Origin of the sequence: Parabacteroides faecalis (assembly GCF_022809355.1) — a bacterium.
Taxonomy (GTDB): Bacteria; Bacteroidota; Bacteroidia; order Bacteroidales; family Tannerellaceae; genus Parabacteroides; species Parabacteroides faecalis.
The window spans coordinates 1-17,722 of sequence record NZ_JAKZMM010000032.1 but is presented as its reverse complement, the minus strand read 5'-3'; the positions used below and the strand labels follow the sequence as shown (position 1 = coordinate 17,722).

General features: G+C 45.9%; 12 protein-coding genes and 1 riboswitch. Of the genes, 3 read left to right on the top strand and 9 right to left on the bottom strand.

Going from position 1 to position 17,722, the window contains the following annotated elements; translation table 11 throughout:
• Positions 1-85 precede the first annotated feature (85 nt).
• From MUN53_RS12315 to thiS, 5 genes are all read right to left on the bottom strand, one after another.
• A complete protein-coding gene (locus tag MUN53_RS12315; protein WP_243325717.1) occupies positions 86-784 on the bottom strand; it encodes a HesA/MoeB/ThiF family protein in 699 nt (232 codons plus the stop codon).
• Positions 762-1,916: a 2-iminoacetate synthase ThiH gene (gene thiH / locus MUN53_RS12310; protein ID WP_022456029.1), complete on the bottom strand. Its 1,155-nt coding sequence runs from the start codon at positions 1,914-1,916 to the stop codon at positions 762-764. Before thiH ends, MUN53_RS12315 begins: the two co-directional genes overlap by 23 nt.
• Before the next feature lie 98 nt (positions 1,917-2,014).
• Positions 2,015-3,703: a phosphomethylpyrimidine synthase ThiC gene (gene thiC / locus MUN53_RS12305; RefSeq protein WP_262918234.1), complete on the bottom strand. Its 1,689-nt coding sequence runs from the start codon at positions 3,701-3,703 to the stop codon at positions 2,015-2,017.
• Between the two features lie 30 nt (positions 3,704-3,733).
• A complete protein-coding gene (locus MUN53_RS12300; protein WP_243325716.1) occupies positions 3,734-4,510 on the bottom strand; it encodes a thiazole synthase in 777 nt (258 codons plus the stop codon).
• Between the two features lie 51 nt (positions 4,511-4,561).
• Complete coding sequence (gene thiS, locus MUN53_RS12295) at positions 4,562-4,762, bottom strand: sulfur carrier protein ThiS (RefSeq protein ID WP_022456034.1); 201 nt, start codon at positions 4,760-4,762, stop codon at positions 4,562-4,564.
• A 76-nt stretch (positions 4,763-4,838) separates the two neighbouring features.
• Positions 4,839-4,938: riboswitch (TPP riboswitch) on the bottom strand.
• Positions 4,939-5,160: 222 nt separating this feature from the next.
• Here thiS and dinB point away from each other — a divergent pair.
• Positions 5,161-6,246: a DNA polymerase IV gene (gene dinB, locus MUN53_RS12290; protein ID WP_243325754.1), complete on the top strand. Its 1,086-nt coding sequence runs from the start codon at positions 5,161-5,163 to the stop codon at positions 6,244-6,246.
• Here the strand turns inward: dinB and corA are convergent, their stop codons facing one another.
• From corA to MUN53_RS12275, 3 genes are read right to left on the bottom strand one after another with little or no spacing between them, the layout of a single operon-like run.
• Positions 6,247-7,326: a magnesium/cobalt transporter CorA gene (gene corA, locus MUN53_RS12285; RefSeq protein WP_243325715.1), complete on the bottom strand. Its 1,080-nt coding sequence runs from the start codon at positions 7,324-7,326 to the stop codon at positions 6,247-6,249.
• Positions 7,327-7,338: 12 nt separating this feature from the next.
• Positions 7,339-9,807: an endonuclease MutS2 gene (locus tag MUN53_RS12280; RefSeq protein WP_243325714.1), complete on the bottom strand. Its 2,469-nt coding sequence runs from the start codon at positions 9,805-9,807 to the stop codon at positions 7,339-7,341.
• 20 nt (positions 9,808-9,827) lie between these two features.
• Complete coding sequence (locus MUN53_RS12275) at positions 9,828-11,246, bottom strand: DUF4136 domain-containing protein (protein ID WP_243325712.1); 1,419 nt, start codon at positions 11,244-11,246, stop codon at positions 9,828-9,830.
• A 477-nt stretch (positions 11,247-11,723) separates the two neighbouring features.
• Here MUN53_RS12275 and mgrA point away from each other — a divergent pair, with 477 nt between their 5' ends.
• Positions 11,724-12,716 (top strand): L-glyceraldehyde 3-phosphate reductase, encoded by a 993-nt coding sequence (gene mgrA, locus MUN53_RS12270; RefSeq protein WP_243325711.1) that lies wholly within the window; start codon positions 11,724-11,726, stop codon positions 12,714-12,716.
• Between the two features lie 20 nt (positions 12,717-12,736).
• Entirely contained in the window at positions 12,737-14,239 is a 1,503-nt protein-coding gene (locus tag MUN53_RS12265; RefSeq protein ID WP_243325706.1) for a glutamine synthetase family protein, read from the top strand.
• A gap of 96 nt (positions 14,240-14,335) precedes the next feature.
• Here MUN53_RS12265 and MUN53_RS12260 read toward each other — a convergent pair whose 3' ends face one another.
• Complete coding sequence (locus MUN53_RS12260) at positions 14,336-17,464, bottom strand: GH92 family glycosyl hydrolase (RefSeq protein ID WP_243325704.1); 3,129 nt, start codon at positions 17,462-17,464, stop codon at positions 14,336-14,338.
• Positions 17,465-17,722 lie beyond the last annotated feature (258 nt).

The window sequence follows — 17,722 nt, the reverse complement described above, 5'->3', positions numbered from 1 at the left end:
ACGAAGGCGTATTTAGGTAAAAGATCCGTATTTATACAAATTCTTCTTTGCTTATATTAAGCCGACGGAAGAATGCTCCAGCCGATTAAAGAGAGAAGAGGAAAGTGTTCATGGTCTTCAGATCGATTGTCCAAAGCTTCCCATTTAAGGGTTCGCCACAACCGGTAATCAGTTTGATGGCTTCGGAAGCTTCCACACAACCAACGACTCCGGGCAATACGCCCATCACACCTTTAGGCGGCGTTTCCATCTGACTGGTTTCCGTTTCCGGAAATAATTCCCGGTACGTTTTCCCTCCCGGCAGATTGAATACAGCCACTTGTCCGTCGAATTCCCGGATAGCTCCGTAAATATAAGGTATATGTAGCCGGGCCGAAACATCACTGATCAGATAACGGGTCGGGAAATTATCGCAACCGTCGATAACCAGGTCGTATGGGGAAATCAGTTCCTCTGCATTCTCGCCGGTTAAACGACAAGGGAAAGTATCCACTACCAACTGACTATTCAATGCCTGCAAACGACGGGCGGCACAAATCACCTTGGGCTGTCCGACTTCACTTTCAGTATAAAGAACCTGACGTTGCAGATTCGATTCACTAACGACATCATCATCCACCAATCCGATTCTTCCAACTCCGGCAGCAGCCAAATAAAGAGCAATGGGCGAACCTAGTCCGCCCACACCGATAAGCAAAACTTTCGCTTTGCCTAGTTTCATCTGACCTTCTTCACCAATCTCTGGCAAGATGATATGTCGGTTATACCGTTGTTGTAGCTGCATGTTCCTGGCAATTGACGGCATCGAACGACTGATCCCAGTCTTTCCAGACCGGTTCGATACCCAGATTCTTCAACGCGAGGGTTACTTCTTTGGCGGTACGTTCGTCACTTACGTGGAACTGTTCCAACGTTTGCGGATAAGAATAATAACCTCCCGGTTCTGTTTTACTTTCAGCACTCATCGTTGTTACGCCAAGGCGTGCCATATTGTCGCGGAAGCTGGCGCTTTCACGGGTAGAATAGGAGATATCCACATCGTGATCGAAGATACGGGTTGCAAATGTCACCTGCGCCAATTCGCGGTCGCTCATGACAACATTCGGCTGGAACCCTCCGTTTTCCGACGGACGCATACGCGGGAAATTAAAGCTGTACTTGGTTTTCCAGTAATGCTTCTGCAGATAACGCAGATGATAGGCCATCATAGTCACGTCCGTACGCCATTCTTTCTCCAGGCCGATCAGCACACCCATACCAATACTATGTACGCCGGCTTGTCCCATACGGTCGAATCCATTGACACGCCATTCGAACTTCGACTTCATGCCGCGCGGATGATAGATATTATAATTTGCCTTGTGATAAGTCTCCTGGAAGCAAATCACACCATTCATACCGTGATGCGTCAGTTCGCGATATTCTTCAGCCGAAAGAGGCATCACTTCAATCTTCAGGTTTGAGAAATAAGGCTTGGCCAGATCGAGAGCACGGGCAATATACGGAACGCCTGCCTTTGCCGGATTCTCGCCTGTAACCAGAAGCAAATTCTCAAACGGAGCCAACTTCTTGATCGCCTTGTATTCATTGACGATTTCTTCTTCCGTCAGGATCGTTCGCTTCATCGGATTGCTGACATGGAAACCACAATAGACACATGAATTGGTACAAGAGTTGGTGATATATAAAGGAACGAACATCGACATCGTGTTACCGAAGCGTTCGCGCGTATATTTATAGCTTAACTGAGCCATTTGTTCGAGATAAGGCTCGGCAGCCGGCGAGATTAATGCCATAAAATCCTGCACATCCAAATGGCTTTTGGATAAAGCCCGACGGACATCCGCGTCGGTCTTGGCATAAATGGCCGCCGTAGTTTCGTCCCAATCTATTTTTTCTAATTCTTCTGAGAACATGTTGTGAATTAAAAATTAAAAGGTCATAATTAACAACGATTCTTTTTCTATGGTCCAAATTCGGATTTGAAGAATCGTTGTTAATAGGTAATCGTTATTTATTTAATGGATGAAAGATCTTTCGACAACTTCATCGCGCAGAAATTCGGACCGCACATCGTACAGTATTCGCCATCTTCGTGTTTGCCTTCCTGGAAATAGGCGAGGGCACGATCCGGATCCAAGCTTAAATGGAACTGGTCTCGCCAACGGAATTCGTAACGGGCCTTTGATAATGCATTGTCACGGATCTGAGCTCCCGGATGACCTTTGGCCAAGTCGGCCGCGTGTGCTGCGATCTTGTAGGTGATCACGCCGGTACGTACATCTTCTTTATTGGGCAATCCCAAATGTTCCTTCGGCGTAACATAGCAGAGCATGGCTGTTCCCAACCAGCCGATTTGCGCCGCTCCGATAGCCGACGTGATGTGATCATATCCGGGTGCGATATCAGTCACTAACGGACCTAACGTATAGAAAGGAGCGTTGTGGCATTTCTCAATCTGACGCTGCATGTTTTCCTGAATCTTATGCAAGGGCACATGACCCGGTCCTTCGATAAAGGCTTGTACGTTCTTTTCCCAGGCACGTACAACCAGTTCGCCCATCGTATCCAGTTCGGCAAACTGTGCTTCGTCGTTGGCGTCATAAATGGAGCCGGGACGAAGTCCGTCGCCTAAGGAAACAGCTACATCATATTGGGCCAGAATATCGCAGATCTCATCGAAATGCTCGTAGAGGAAAGACTCCTGGTTGTGAATCAGGCACCATTTGCTCATGATACTACCTCCACGACTGACGATACCACACAGACGTTTGTCTGCCAGGTGTACGTTATGACGGCGGATTCCGGCATGAATGGTGAAATAGTCAACGCCCTGTTCGCATTGCTCGATCAGTGTGTCCTTATAAATCTCCCAAGTCAAGTCTTCTACCTTACCATTGACTTTCTCCAAAGCCTGATAGATAGGCACTGTACCTACCGGAACCGGACAATTACGCACGATCCATTCGCGTGTCTCATGTATGTTGGCTCCTGTTGAAAGGTCCATCAACGTATCGCCTCCCCATTTGCAACTCCATACAGCCTTTTCTACTTCTTCATCAATGGAGGAAGTGGTTGCCGAATTGCCGATGTTGGTATTGATCTTAACCAGGAAGTTCCGGCCGATGATCATCGGTTCACTTTCCGGATGATTGATATTGGCGGGTAAGACAGCCCGTCCGGCTGCGATCTCGTCGCGAACAAATTCAGGGGTAATATGTGTATCGATACCTAGCTCCTGACAGTTCATGTTCTCGCGGATGGCTACGTATTCCATTTCCGGAGTAACGATTCCCTGCTTGGCATAATACATCTGTGTACAGCATTTCCCTGCTTTGGCCCGGTAAGGCAAGGCTATATGTTCGAAACGGAGATGATCGAGCGACTTGTCGTCACGCCGCATTTTACCATATTCTGATGTGATAGACGGCAACTGTTCCACATCACCGCGCGCAGTAATCCATGATTCTCGCATACGAGGCAGACCTTTCTTCAGGTCAATCTGTATGGACGGATCACTGAATGGTCCGCTGGTATCATAGATGTAAACGGGAGTATTCGGTGTCATTACCTTTTCTCCGTTTACGATCTTAACGGTAGGCGTCAGATTTACTTTCTGCATTCCGACCCGGATGAAAGGGAAAAGCTTTCCGTTCATATAAGCTTTCTCCCGCTGTGCGTATGCTTTCTTATCGTTATTCATACGTATGAGTTCTAAATAAATGAATACTGATTAACTGTTCAGGAAGGCAGTCAGTGGTGAAGAGGCGGATGCCTGGAATGAAGATGAAACACCTCCCAATCCGGCTTCATACGCTTCACGTCCGGCTTCAACAGCAGCTTTGAAGGCTTGTGCCATACGAACCGGATCACCGGCAACAGCAATCGCTGTATTTACCAATACGGCTGAAGCACCTAACTCCATGGCTTCGGCAGCCTGACTCGGAGCTCCGATACCGGCATCCACTACGACCGGAATACCAGCCTGCTCAATGATGATTTGGATAAACTCGCGTGTCTGCAAACCTTTATTGGTTCCGATAGGTGCACCCAGCGGCATAACGGTTGCAGCTCCGGCTTCTTCCAACTGACGGCATAAGACCGGATCGGCCTGACAATACGGTAATACAACGAAGCCCAGCTTGACCAGCTGTTCGGTTGCTTTCAGAGTCTCAACCGTGTCTGGCAACAAATAACGCGGATCCGGGTGGATTTCCAGTTTCAGCCAATTCGTACCGAAGGCTTCGCGTGCCATCTGAGCAGCGAAAACCGCTTCTTCAGCATTACGAACTCCTGATGTATTGGGTAATAACTGAATATGTGGGTGCACGATGTGGTGCAGCATATCATCTTCTTTATCGTCTAAATCGATTCGTTTCATGGCAACCGTTACCATTTCACTACCGGAAGCCAAGATTGCTTTTTCCATCAAATCGTTGGATTTGAATTTGCCTGTACCTAAGAACAAGCGGGAATTGAATTCTTTTCCCGCAATGACCAACTTCTCCATTGTCTTATATAAATTAATGTATATATGATTGATTGTTTTCTACGAATAAACTTATCCACCACAAGCAGCTTTGATCACAACTACCTGGTCGTTTTCCTGTAAAATTGTCTCAGACCATTTTGTCCGCGGAATCATTTGGTTGTTGACGGCGACTGCTACGCCTTTGTCGGGCATTTGCAAGGTTTCTGCCAGTTGCTGGAGAGAAGCCTGACTGGACAATTCCATTTCTTTGTTGTTGACTTTGATAATCATCGGCTATTTGTTTTAATGATGAACAATCAACAAAGGAAGGTGCGCAGGCTATAAAAAGAGAGAAGTTACTTTTGACTCAGAGCTCATCAACAATCCCTACGGCAGTACGAACTGCATCAGGTGTGAGGGTATCATCTCAGCCCTTTTCTCTTGAAAGGGCACCCCTTTGTTTCTTATCTGTTGCGCAAAGAAATAGAAAATATTTCATATAAGCAAACCGTATCGGGTTTTGCTGACAGAAAATAAAACATACTTAACGTTTGTGTGGCTATTCGTTGGAATCGTTTTGGATTCTCGTTGGTTTTGATTCCGATTCTCGGGAGTTTTGTTTCTTCTATTCGGGGATTCGGGAAAAGATCGTTATTTTTGTCGGACGAATAAATCGGGAGATAGGAAAAGTGGATTTGCGGAAAATCATTCATATTGACATGGATGCCTTTTATGCGTCGATCGAACAACGAGATCATCCGGAATGGAAAGGAAAACCGTTGGCCGTTGGTCATGCCGAACAACGAGGCGTAGTGGCGGCAGCCAGTTACGAAGCCCGGAAGTTTGGTGTACGTTCGGCCATGGCTTCCCGGCGGGCTTTGAAATTATGTCCGCAGCTGATTTTCGTGCCTGGACGTATGGAAGTCTATAAGAAAGTATCGGCACAGATCCATGAAATATTCCATCAATATACGGATTTGATAGAACCGATTTCACTCGATGAGGCATTTCTGGATGTAACCGATAATAAGAAGAATATACCTTTGGCAGTCGATATCGCGAAAGCCATTAAGCAAGAAATTCGCGAGCGGTGTCAATTAGTGGCATCGGCAGGCGTTTCGTACAATAAATTTCTGGCAAAGATCGCATCAGACTACCGAAAGCCAGACGGCCTTTGTACGATTCATCCGGATCAGGCACTCGACTTTATTGCCTCGTTGCCTATTGAATCATTCTGGGGCGTCGGTCCGGTGACGGCCAAGAAGATGCACTTGCTCGGTATTCATACGGGAACGGAGTTACGGGCCTGTTCGCAAGAAATGCTGGTACGGCAATTCGGGAAAGCCGGGTTGCTCTATTATGCTTTTGCCAGAGGTGAAGATGATCGTCCGGTCGTAGCCGAACGAATCCGGAAATCGATTGGTTGCGAACATACGTTAGAGCGGGACATCACTGCCCGTTCGAGTGTTGTAATCGAATTGTATCATGTAGCCACCGAACTAATCGAGCGGATTGCCCGAAAAGATTTCCGGGGAAATACTCTGACCCTCAAGGTTAAGTTCGACGACTTTGAGATCAAGACCCGCAGTATGCGTGCCCCCAAAGAACTGACCTTATTGAATGATATTTTACCTTTGGCGAAGAAGCTGATGCAACAAATCGACTATGCCCAACATCCGATTCGGTTGATCGGATTGGCCGTCTCGAATCCGGTAGAAGAAACTGACACGATTAGCCATTGGGAACAGCTGTATCTTCCCTTTTCGGATGATTAATCAATTCCAATCTTTCCGTCTGAGATATAACCAGGAGATTAATCCGGCCAATAACATCAGCAACCAGGCGAAAAGATATCCGTATTTCCAACCCAGTTCGGGCATGAACTGAAAATTCATTCCCCAGACGCCAGCCAAGAAAGTCAGCGGGATGAAGATCGTTGAAACAACGGTAAGCCGTTTCATGATAGCATTCATCCGCAAATCGTTATTCGAGATATAAAGATCGACCAGCGAGGAAATGATTTCTCGACAGCTTTCGGTTGTTTGTAGGGTAAATAGAATCTGGTCGTATATATCGTTGAAGAGCGGAAGCAGTTCCGCCGAGATGAGAGCCGGATTCTTGGACAGCTTGATGAATTGTTCCTTTAAGGGCTGGGCATTCTTCCGGATCGTGATCGATTCTTTCCGCCGTTCTTGAATCAATTGTCCTGTGTTTGCCGGGATATTATGGATGTCGAGTAATAACTCTTCGATATCTTCCAGCATTTCTTCCGTTTGAGAAGCTGTTTCTACCAGGCTGGATGTGATGGCATTCAGCAGATGGATGAGAAGTTGACTGGCTCCGTTGGCTCGGATATCCAATAAGTTCTCATCGATCGCTTTCTTCACTCCTTCAAAGATAGAATAGGAATCACCTTCTTTAAAGGTAACAATGGTATTGTCGGCTACCAACAGACAGATATGTTCGGTATGCAGTTCGGTTGATTCATCGTAGTAACAAGCGTTGAGGATGATCAGGGTCCGATTGCCATACATCTCGACTTTGGCTACATGTTGAGGCGTCAGGATATCTTTGGCATCAATATTATGCAGCCCGAAGTCTTTGACAATTTGGGTGATGATGTCGGCATCGGCCAGTCCGTTAATCTCCAGCCAATGTGTATCTGCCGAATGACAAAGCTTCTGGAAAGAAACTTGCCGGGGAGAAATAACCTGCTTTTTGACTGTTTGCTTATTGTAAGAAATCAGGTTGATAGATGTCTTCAGTACCTGTTCACCTACATATTTATAATGTTCAGCCAGCCTTCGGTTGGCACTCCGGCGTTGCTTTCGGGAAGCTAATTCTTTTCGGTTCATGGCTTTGTTTGATTAATCAAGTTCAACTACAGTAATTCCGGCTCCACCAAACTGGACATGTTCGTCGTGGAAACTACGGACTCCCGGCACACTGCGAAGGTATTCGCGGATAAGCTGACGAAGAATGCCGGTTCCTGTCCCGTGCAGGATTCTTACTTGTTGAGCACCTACTTGGATGGCATCGTCAATAAAATAAGTAACTGTCTGCAACGCTTCTTCTCCGCGCATTCCGCGTACATCGATTTCTTGCTTGAAATGCAAACGTTTTTCGTGCATTTGATCGGAAGTCTGTTCGCTGACGAACGTACTCTTCTGGATTTCTTTCTTGATTTGGTTCTTGCTGACTTTCTCCAAGCGATCCAGTTTGACTGTACTCTTGATCATACCGAAGGCAACGGTTGCCTGTTTCTCTTGCAGTTCCATAACGGTTCCGACCGAAGTCTGTCCTTTCAGCCGGACAGCATCGCCCACTTCGATGACATCCCGGTTAAATACCGGCTGTGCAGAGGCCTTTTGTTTCTGTTTCTTCCGTTCGGCACGTTCCTTCAGTTTAGCCATCTTACGGGCAAGCTTGTCGTCTTCTTCTTGGGCATCGCTGACCGAATCCTTGAACGACTGTAATTCTTGTCGGGCTTGTTTGGTCCGTTCTTTCTCAGCCTGTGCTTCCTTGATTTCGCGGATGGTATTCTCGATTCGGGCATTGGCATCCAATAAAATACGAGAGGCTTCCGCTTTGGCTTCCCGTACGATTTCTTTCCGCTGACTGTTTACCTCGCTCAAATCTTTTTCATACCGGGCAATGATGTCTTCCAGTTTCTTTTCCCGTTGCCGGATATTCTGCCGTTTGCTTTCCCAGTATCGCTTGTCGCGTACGATGTCTTGCAAGTATTTATCCATGTTGATATAATCCATGCCGACCTTTTCAGAAGCTTCGGCGATGACATCTTCCGGCAATCCGATCTTTCGGGCAATCTCAATGGCAAACGAACTGCCTGGATTTCCGATAGCCAGCTTGAATAAAGGCTGCATCAGATGGCGGTCGTACAGCATAGCTCCATTAACGATTCCCGGTGTGTCTTCGGCAAAATGCTTTAAGTTCTGGTAGTGCGTTGTGATCACACCAAAACTCTTATGCTGGTTGAATCGGTTGAGCAGGGCTTCGGCAATGGCGCCTCCGATCTGCGGTTCCGTACCGCTTCCAAACTCATCTATCAATAGAATGGTCCGTTCGTTACAGTTCCGGACGAAGTATTTCATGTGCGTCAGATGCGATGAATACGTACTCAGGTCATTTTCGATACTTTGTTCGTCGCCGATGTCGATAAACAAGTGTTCGAATAAGCCAGTCCGTGAACTTTCGTGCATCGGGACCAGCAAACCACACTGCAACATATATTGCAACAAACCGACTGTTTTCAGGCAAACTGACTTACCGCCGGCATTCGGACCGGAGATGATCAGCAGGCGTTTCTCGGTTGTCAGTTCAATATCCAACGGAACCACTTCTTTATGTTGCTTCTTCAACGAGAGATAAAGTAGGGGATGAATGGCCTGTGCCCAGTCGAGTTGCTGTTTGTCTTCTACGACAGGACGAATCCCTTGTATTTCGATAGCAAAAAGAGCTTTGGCACGAATGAAATCAATATCGGCCAGGAATTCATACGACTGAAGGATATCCGGAACCAAAGGACGGACAAAGTTGGTAAAGTCCGTGAGGATACGAATAATCTCCCGTTTTTCTTCTCCTTCCAGTTCCCGGATGCGGTTATTGGCTTCCACTACGCTTTCCGGTTCGATAAAGACGGTTTTGCCACTGGCTGATTCGTCGTGTACAATACCTTTAATCTTCCGTTTGAATGCCGGTGCTACCGGAATCATCAGGCGCCCGTCACGCATGGTGGGCGTTACGTCTTTTTCTACAACGCCTTCGCTTTGGGCTGCCCGCAGGATGGATTGCAGATTCCGGGAGATGTTACTCATGGTAATGGTCATCTCGCGGCGGATCGTCTGCAATTCGGGTGATGCACTATCTTTCACTTTCCCAAACTTGTCGAGAATCGTATCGATACGGCCCACCAACTGAGGGAAGACCAGAATATCTCCAGCCAGTGCTGTCAGTGCCGGATATTTGATTTCCTCATCTTCGCCCGGCTGGAAGAAGCGGATAATATCGTGTATGGTCTGTAATGAGCGCTTCAGATCAAACAATTCTTTTTCGTCCATCCAGGTTCCTTCCGGGCGGATACGCTTCAGTGAATAACGTACGTCGAAAAAGTAGTTGGCGGGAAAATCGGTTTCGCCTTGTTGAATCTTTACAAACTCGTCCACTAAATCGAGTTCATTACTGATAAAGGCGTAGTCCGTAGAAAAGGACATGGCTGCGACTCTCTCTTTACCCAGTGGGCTAAGGCATTTGTCTGAAACCAAAAGACGAACTTTATCAAAGCCCGTCTTTTGCTCAAAATTAGAAGGATATATCACGTTTGTTTTTTATTTGCTGTTTATTTTAATTCAATAATGATACCGGTACGAATCGTAGGCCGGATGATAATCTTTTTCCGTTCGGTTCCTTGTTTGACGTAAAAGGTAATTGCATTATTGCTGGTCGGGTTGATGTAAGGCGCAAAGTAATACAGGTAGGCGAAAGCCGTGAGGTTATTCGGATTCTGAATGGCTTTGTTTACCTGCGGATACTTGAATGCATCCCAATACATGCAACGGCTGAAACCTTTACTGTCGGTAAACCGGGTTTCCGGATTTCTCAGCTCCATCGTATTGGTAATAAACTGGCGATAGGCTGCTGTAAACTCTTCTATCGAGTAATCGGTACTTTGTCCTTCAATTCCTTCAATGACATCTTTAGCGCGAACTCCGGCTTCGTGGGCAGGAGAGTTGCGGTCGACCGATACGACAGTACTCAGCTTGTCCATGTCGTAGTTGATACCTGTATAATTGTAGGTACATTGACTGACGGTGAAATGTACATTCTTCTTATACTTCAGGTAAGGGAATTGCATCAGCATAAGCGGTACATGGATTTGTGCATACTCTTCCAGGTGATAAGCTTCTTCGAGCAATTCGTTGGCTTCGCATTCCCATAAGACACGACCGGCACTTACTTTCTGATCGATGATACGGATTCCGAACTGCAACAAATAAGCTGCTTCGGATTCGGATGCCGACGGATCAAGGAAAGGTACCTTTTCCATCTTGTTGCGGCTGATATTAAAACGATATACCGGCTGTTTCAATTTGATGGGATTAGGACCTACATAATTCGGATTCTTGTCGAAATAATAAAAGGTCTGAATAAGCAGATCCGGGTTTTGTTCGTCGCTGGTAAAACCTTTCTTGGCCAATTCCTTTTCGATAACCCGATTGATGTTGGCTTCCAACTCTGTGTTTTCGTCGGTAGCTGCAAACTTATATGAGCGGAACTGTCCGAAATCGACGGTATCTGTTGTCGCAACTGTTTTGAAAGGACAGACAAATTCACGTTCGGATGTCGTCTCAAGACTGTACATATTGAAAGCCATCGCCAATTGATTCTCGCTGATCTCGTTGATCTGCTTGCACTCTTTGTTGAGGATGACCTCGCGCGAAGGAGATGAAGTCGATTTGATAGTCAGCATGATGTTCCGTTTGTTGGCCGGATTCAGCAATTGGGCAATCTCATCATTGGATACATCTGACACCGGAATACTCTCGATATGGGTAATGATGTCGTAGGGTTGAATACCGGCTTTCTCGGCATTGGAATAAGGACTAACCGACGTTACGACCAGATTATTCTTACCCCAGTTGCTGTTCTGGCTTATGTCGTAGGTGAACCCAAGTCGGCAAACTCTTTTGTTGGAAGTTTGTCCGAAGCAACAGAACACCGAAAATAAAAGGAATGTTGATAGTACTATTTTTCTCATATTGTTTGATAACCTTAAACGAACAGGTCGAAATTGATTGCAAATGTAATAAAAAATGGAGAATAGGCAATCGTCGTTTGAAAATTATAGGAGAGGATGTTGCCGTGTTGAGGACGCATTCTTTCTTGCCTGCCGAATCCTAAGGGTTATTCTCCCGAAGTATTAGTCCTGATCTGCTGAGATATTAACTTTCCTTCGGCCGAAGGAAGGGTTTCCTCCGATCGAAGGAAACTGTTCCTCCGACCGGAGGATGGTGTTCCTGCGTTCGGAGGAAAGCTAATATCTCCTTACTTTTGGCTTAGTTGTTCACTGGGAAAGGACTAATGAGTATCGGATCGGGTAGGAGTGGCTGACGGGCCTTTTGTATTTTATTGCTTAGATTTTCCTTCAGACGTTTTGTTTCCCGAGAAAAATCTTTAGTTTTGTAAGGCTATCCTTGGGTAGCGGAATTTATAAATTATTTAAAAGACAAATACCATGGATATATATTTGGCGGACAAGCAGCGGTATGAACAGATGCCATATCGCCGATGTGGAAAGAGTGGGCTTCTGCTTCCGGCTATTTCGCTGGGCTTGTGGCATAACTTCGGGAGTGTGGATGTGTTCGAACAGTTTAAGCAAATCGCCTTTCGAGCCTTTGATCGGGGCGTAACTCATTTTGATTTGGCGAACAACTACGGACCGGTGTATGGTTCGGCAGAAGAAAACTTCGGACGGATATTGAAGAAAGGTCTGGGAGCTTACCGGGATGAGTTGTTGATCTCGACGAAAGCCGGATACGATATGTGGCCGGGTCCGTATGGCAACTGGGGAAGCCGGAAATATCTGATGGCAAGTCTTGACCAGAGTCTGAAGCGGATGGGTTTGGAGTATGTAGACATTTTCTATTCGCATCGTCCGGATTCGGAAACTCCGATTGAAGAAACGATGGGGGCTTTGGTGGATATTGTACGGCAGGGAAAGGCGCTTTACGTGGGTATCTCCAATTATAATCCTGCACAGACACGGGCCGCTTTGGAAGTTCTGAAGGAGCATAAGGTACATTGCCTGATTCATCAGGCTCGTTATTCGATGCTGGATCGTTGGGTTGAGCCGGAATTACTTTCTGTTCTCGATGAGGAAGGTGTGGGTATGATTGCTTTCTCGCCATTGGCACAAGGCTTGCTGACCGACAAATACCTGCATGGCATTCCGGAAAATTCGCGGGCTGCCAAACCAACGGGGCATCTGAAGCGCGAACAAGTAACGGCCGACAAGATTGCCCGTATTACCCGTTTGAATGAACTGGCGGCACAACGCGGACAGACATTGGCAGAGATGGCTCTGGCTTGGATCATGCGCGACAAGCGGGTTACCAGTGTTTTGATTGGAGCCAGTTCGGTAGCACAGCTGGATGATAACCTGAAAGCACTCGAACACCTTTCTTTTACAGACGAAGAACTAGAACAAATCGAATCGATATTAGCATAACCTTAATAATTTAATTAGCGATGGATAATAGATTAGCATTGAACAAGAATGAGCTGGTTGCCTATCTGAAGAAACCGGCTTCTCAATTTACGAAAGAAGATATCAAGCGCTTTATCATGGAAAATGAAGTGAATATGGTCAATTTCATGTATCCGGGAGGTGATGGCCGCTTGAAGACATTAAACTTTGTCATTAACGATTTGGATTACCTGGATGAGATCCTCAGCTGTGGTGAACGGGTGGACGGTTCCAGTCTTTTCCCTTTCATCGAAGCCAGTAGTAGTGACTTATATGTTATTCCCCGGTATCGTACCGCTTTCGTAGATCCGTTTGCTGTAGAGAAAACCGTAACGATGTTGTGTTCGTACTTCAATAAAGACGGAGAATTATTGGACAGTTCACCTGAATACGTCTTGCATAAGGCATGCGATGCCTTCAAGAAAGTGACAGGTATGGAGTTTCAGGCCATGGGTGAACTGGAATTTTATGTGATTGATGAAGTTCAAGACGACTTTCCGGCTGTTGATCAGCGGGGATATCACGAATCAGCACCGTTTGCCAAGAATAATGATTTCCGAACCAATTGCATGTTAAAGATAGCTCGTTGTGGCGGACAGATCAAATACGGTCATAGTGAAGTAGGAAACTTCTCAGATACTGATTTCAACTTCGAACAGAATGAAATCGAATTCCTGCCGGTTGCTGCTGAAGACGCAGCCGATCAGTTGATGATCGCCAAATGGGTGATTCGCAATGAGGCTTATAACTCAGGTTTGAATGTAACCTTTGCTCCGAAGATCAGTATTGGAAAGGCTGGTTCTGGTTTGCATATCCACATGAGGATGATGAAAGACGGCAAGAACCAAATGTTACAAGACGGTATCATTTCGGAAACAGCCCGTAAAGCCATTGCCGGAATGATGGATCTGGCTCCTTCGATTACGGCATTCGGCAATACAAACCCAACTTCTTATTTCCGTCTGGTTCCGCATCAGGAAGCTCCGACGAATATTTGTTGGGGAGATCGTAACCGTTCGGTTCTGGTGCGTGTACCGTTAGGCTGGTCGGCCGGAAAAGATATGTGCGGACAGATTAATCCGGCCAGTGTGTCTGCTCAATATGATACGACGCAGAAGCAAACGGTAGAAATGCGTTCGCCGGATGGTTCTGCAGACGTATATCTGCTGATTGCCAGTCTGGCTGTTGCCTGTCGTCATGGCTTCGAGATGGAAAATGCATTGGATATAGCCGAACAAACTTATGTGAATGTCAATATTCATAAGAAAGAAAACAAGGACAAGCTGGCCAAGCTGAAACAATTGCCGGATAGTTGTGTGGCTTCTTCAAAATGCCTGCAAGACCAGCGTGCGGTATATGAGGAATACAATGTATTCAGTCCGGGAATGATTGACAGCATTATTGCCCGTCTGAAAGCCTTTAAGGACGAGAATATCCGGAGTAAGGTGATGGACAACGAACGGAAGATGCTTGAACTGGTTGAAACTTATTTCCATTGCGGATAAAAACCGGTCAGACAAAAGAAAGAAACGCCGGTCGGGATTTCTCCCGATCGGCGTTCGTGATCATGACATACACAACTTTGTTAAGGTTTCGTACATTTATTTACCCCAGTTTTTATTCGGTTTCTCACCCATTTCCAAAACCAGACTTCCTCCTTTCAGTAACTCAGCAGCCGGGAACTTAAATGAAGTCAACTTCTTTCCGTTGAGAGTGGCCGACTGTACATACTTATTCTGTCGGGAAGCATTCTTGGCTTCGATGATAAACTCTTTTCCTCTTCCATACCGATTATCGAGATGGAGAACAATCTTTTCGTATAGCGGACTGGCTATTTCGTAAACAGGCTCGGTCTGACAACCACCATCCGTCTGGAAAAGTCCGATAGCTGCCATAATAAACCATGCACTCATTTGTCCCTGATCTTCATCTCCCAGGTAAGCATTGGCAATACCCGAACCATAATAACGGTCGATGATAGACCGGCTCCATTTCTGTGTTAGCCACGGTTTTCCTACCCAATTGAACAGAAAGGCAAAATGCATGGATTGCTGATTTCCTTGTACGACCGGGAAATCCCAGTATTGATCGTTGGGAGCATTGTATCGCCAAGGTTCACTGGCTTGAAATCCCCATTCCAACCGTTCGATGAAACGATCTTTACCGATAGCTGTCGCTAGAGCCGGAACATCTTGCGGAACGAAGTAGGTAAGCTGCCAGGCATTTCCTTCTACATAATGATGATTGGCTCCTGAACGGAACGGATCAAAGTCGGCTACCCATTTTCCCTGACTATCTTTAAGGGCAGCAAAACCAGACTTAGGCTCAATTACATGTTCCCACCAGGAACCTCGCTGGTTGAATTCCTTATAAACCTTTTCATTGCCGATAGCTTTGGCAAATTGTCCGACTGTCCAGTCGTCGAAAGCATATTCCAACGAATTGGAGAAACGGCCTAAATCGGATGGCACATATTGATACTTGAGATAGGCTTCCAGGTCACGGTTTCCGGCATAACCAGCAAAAACTTTCTGCGAAGGTGTCTTTTGCATCTTTAGCATCGCTTCGAGTGCTTTGTTGGTATCAAAATCCCGAATTCCCATTTGATAAGCACCTACAATAAGCGGTATCTCATGTTCAGCCACCATTACCGGTATATAATTCATACCAGCCGGACCTTTCGCCAACCATCCGTTGGCATCATACATGGCAAGCTGAGAGTTTACCCACCGGTGACTCCATTCGGGAGTTACCAGATTCCAGAACTGGTTTAAGTTCCAGAATGTATTCCAAAAGGCATCGCATCCTAAAGCAACATCATCTTTCCCTGTTAGCTGCTGAACTTTCTTATCGGTTGATATCCATTGTCCGTTAACATCACTCCAAATATTCCGGCTGCATAATGCTCGATACATATTATTATAGAAGCGGACTTTTTCCTGGCGGTCGGTTGTGGAGATTTCTACACGGCCAAATAATTCATTCCATACAGCTTGCTGATGATCACGTACGGCATCGAAGCTCCAACCAAAAGGATCGCTGATTTCCGTCTTCAGATTGAGAGAAGCGTTCTCGAGGCTCACCAGTGAAATGCCGGAACGAACCTGTACTGTAGGATTCTGCTTGACGTCGAATTGCAGGAACAACCCTGCATCTTTCAGGTCTTTTCCCGTCAGATGTTCTGTCTTGACTACTGTTCCGTCAGTCCATCCGCCCATTTCCTGAATAGGCTGATCGAATTCCAGAACGAAGTAAAGCCGATAGTCCTGATCGGCATCGTTACTCCATACATTCCGAGATAACTGATGACTGACACCTTCGATCCGGTTTGGTCCGACTTTCTTTATTTCAATATCACTTAATACATAATCATATTCAGTAGGAATGTGCAAATCAACCAGCACACGGGCTCCTTCCCGGTCCTGTGGAAACGTATATCGTTGGAATCCGCAGCGTGTTGTGGCTGTCAATTCAGCTTGGATATCGTAATCGTCCAGATGAATGGCATAGTATCCGATACCGGCTTGTTCGGTTTGCTTGCGGATACGTGAACGATAACCGGAATCCGGATCCATTTCATCTCCTTCCTGAATGACCAACTTACCGTTGGTTGGCATTAATCCGAGTCCGCCCAATGTCCATTCATGGATGTGACTGAAGCAACCGATGTTTTCGAACGTGGGTTGATAACCGGCTTGCCAGCCTGCATTCTGGTTGTCGGGACTTAGCTTCACCATACTGAAAGGCATCCACGGTCCGGGTGCGATCATCCAACGGGAATGTCCGGTACCAATACGGGTATCTACATAGTCAGCATACGTCTGAAGCCTTTGAGGTTCACGAAGAATCGTACCTTCTTCTACAATTTTCCCGTCAATCCGAACGCGATACCGGCTCTCTTTAGCTATCGTTACTGCCGGCATCGGAGCTTCAAAGACATAACGTGCCGTATCCAGTCGCTGAGAGAAAATAGACTTCCCGTCCAGTTCAACAGACAAGTTCGGTTGTTTATCTAATTCTTCAACATCAACCAGCAATGGTTGGAAATGTTGTCCGTTTTGCTCTATTTCGTAAGGAGCCGCAGTTACACGACGAACGAAAGCCTTTTGAGGTTTCTGTAAGCGAACTCCTTCCGGACTATCCAAGTAAACTTGGTCAAAAAGAATCCACGAACCTTCCAGTACGGAAAGGCGGATTTCGTTTCCCCCTTCTTGCATACAAGCATTGTCGATGGGAATCTCAATACGGTGTTCCTGTGTTCCACTCAGATCACCTTCGATTGACTTGGCATTCTTGCCGGCAGGAAGCTGGAATTTCCAGGATTTATCATTAACAGTTACTTTAAGTAGTGGAGGCAATTCGACAGCATTGTCGAGAACATCAATAACTAACTTCCATGTACCGGTTGTCGGCTTTTGATTTATACCGAATAAGATAGTTGTTTCATGCGTTCTCCATCCGGAAGTTCCGCCTGTACCGCCCCATCCGTCGGAAGGACCGGGAATAACATACGGAAAATCTTTCGATGCTTCAGAATATCCAACTAAGAAATAACGATCTTCATATCCAAAATCATGAGCAAGGAAATCTTTGTATTGATTGGGAGCCAAAGCAAAACCTGTTGCTTGATTATCATTTTGTCCGATAGTCCAAAGTCGTTCAGCACTAGCCGTAGCAGTACCAAAAGCTAATCCGGACACAAGTAAAAGAGATGTAAGATAAGTATGCATACCTTGAATTTTTATGCAAATAAACAGAAGATTTCTCAACCAACTGTGATATTATATTTTGATATACTTGTATAATATTCCGATATATTGTGAAGTAAGTTTTATATAATGAAGGATTATAAGATAGAGCTTGTAAATCAAAATAGAGGATCAACGTAAAAATATGAGGGGTAAATTCGATAAAATCGTATCTTTGAGAACAACAAATCATTATCAGTTATGGAAACCAACGGTTATCGCCTCCTTCTTCCGGAAGGG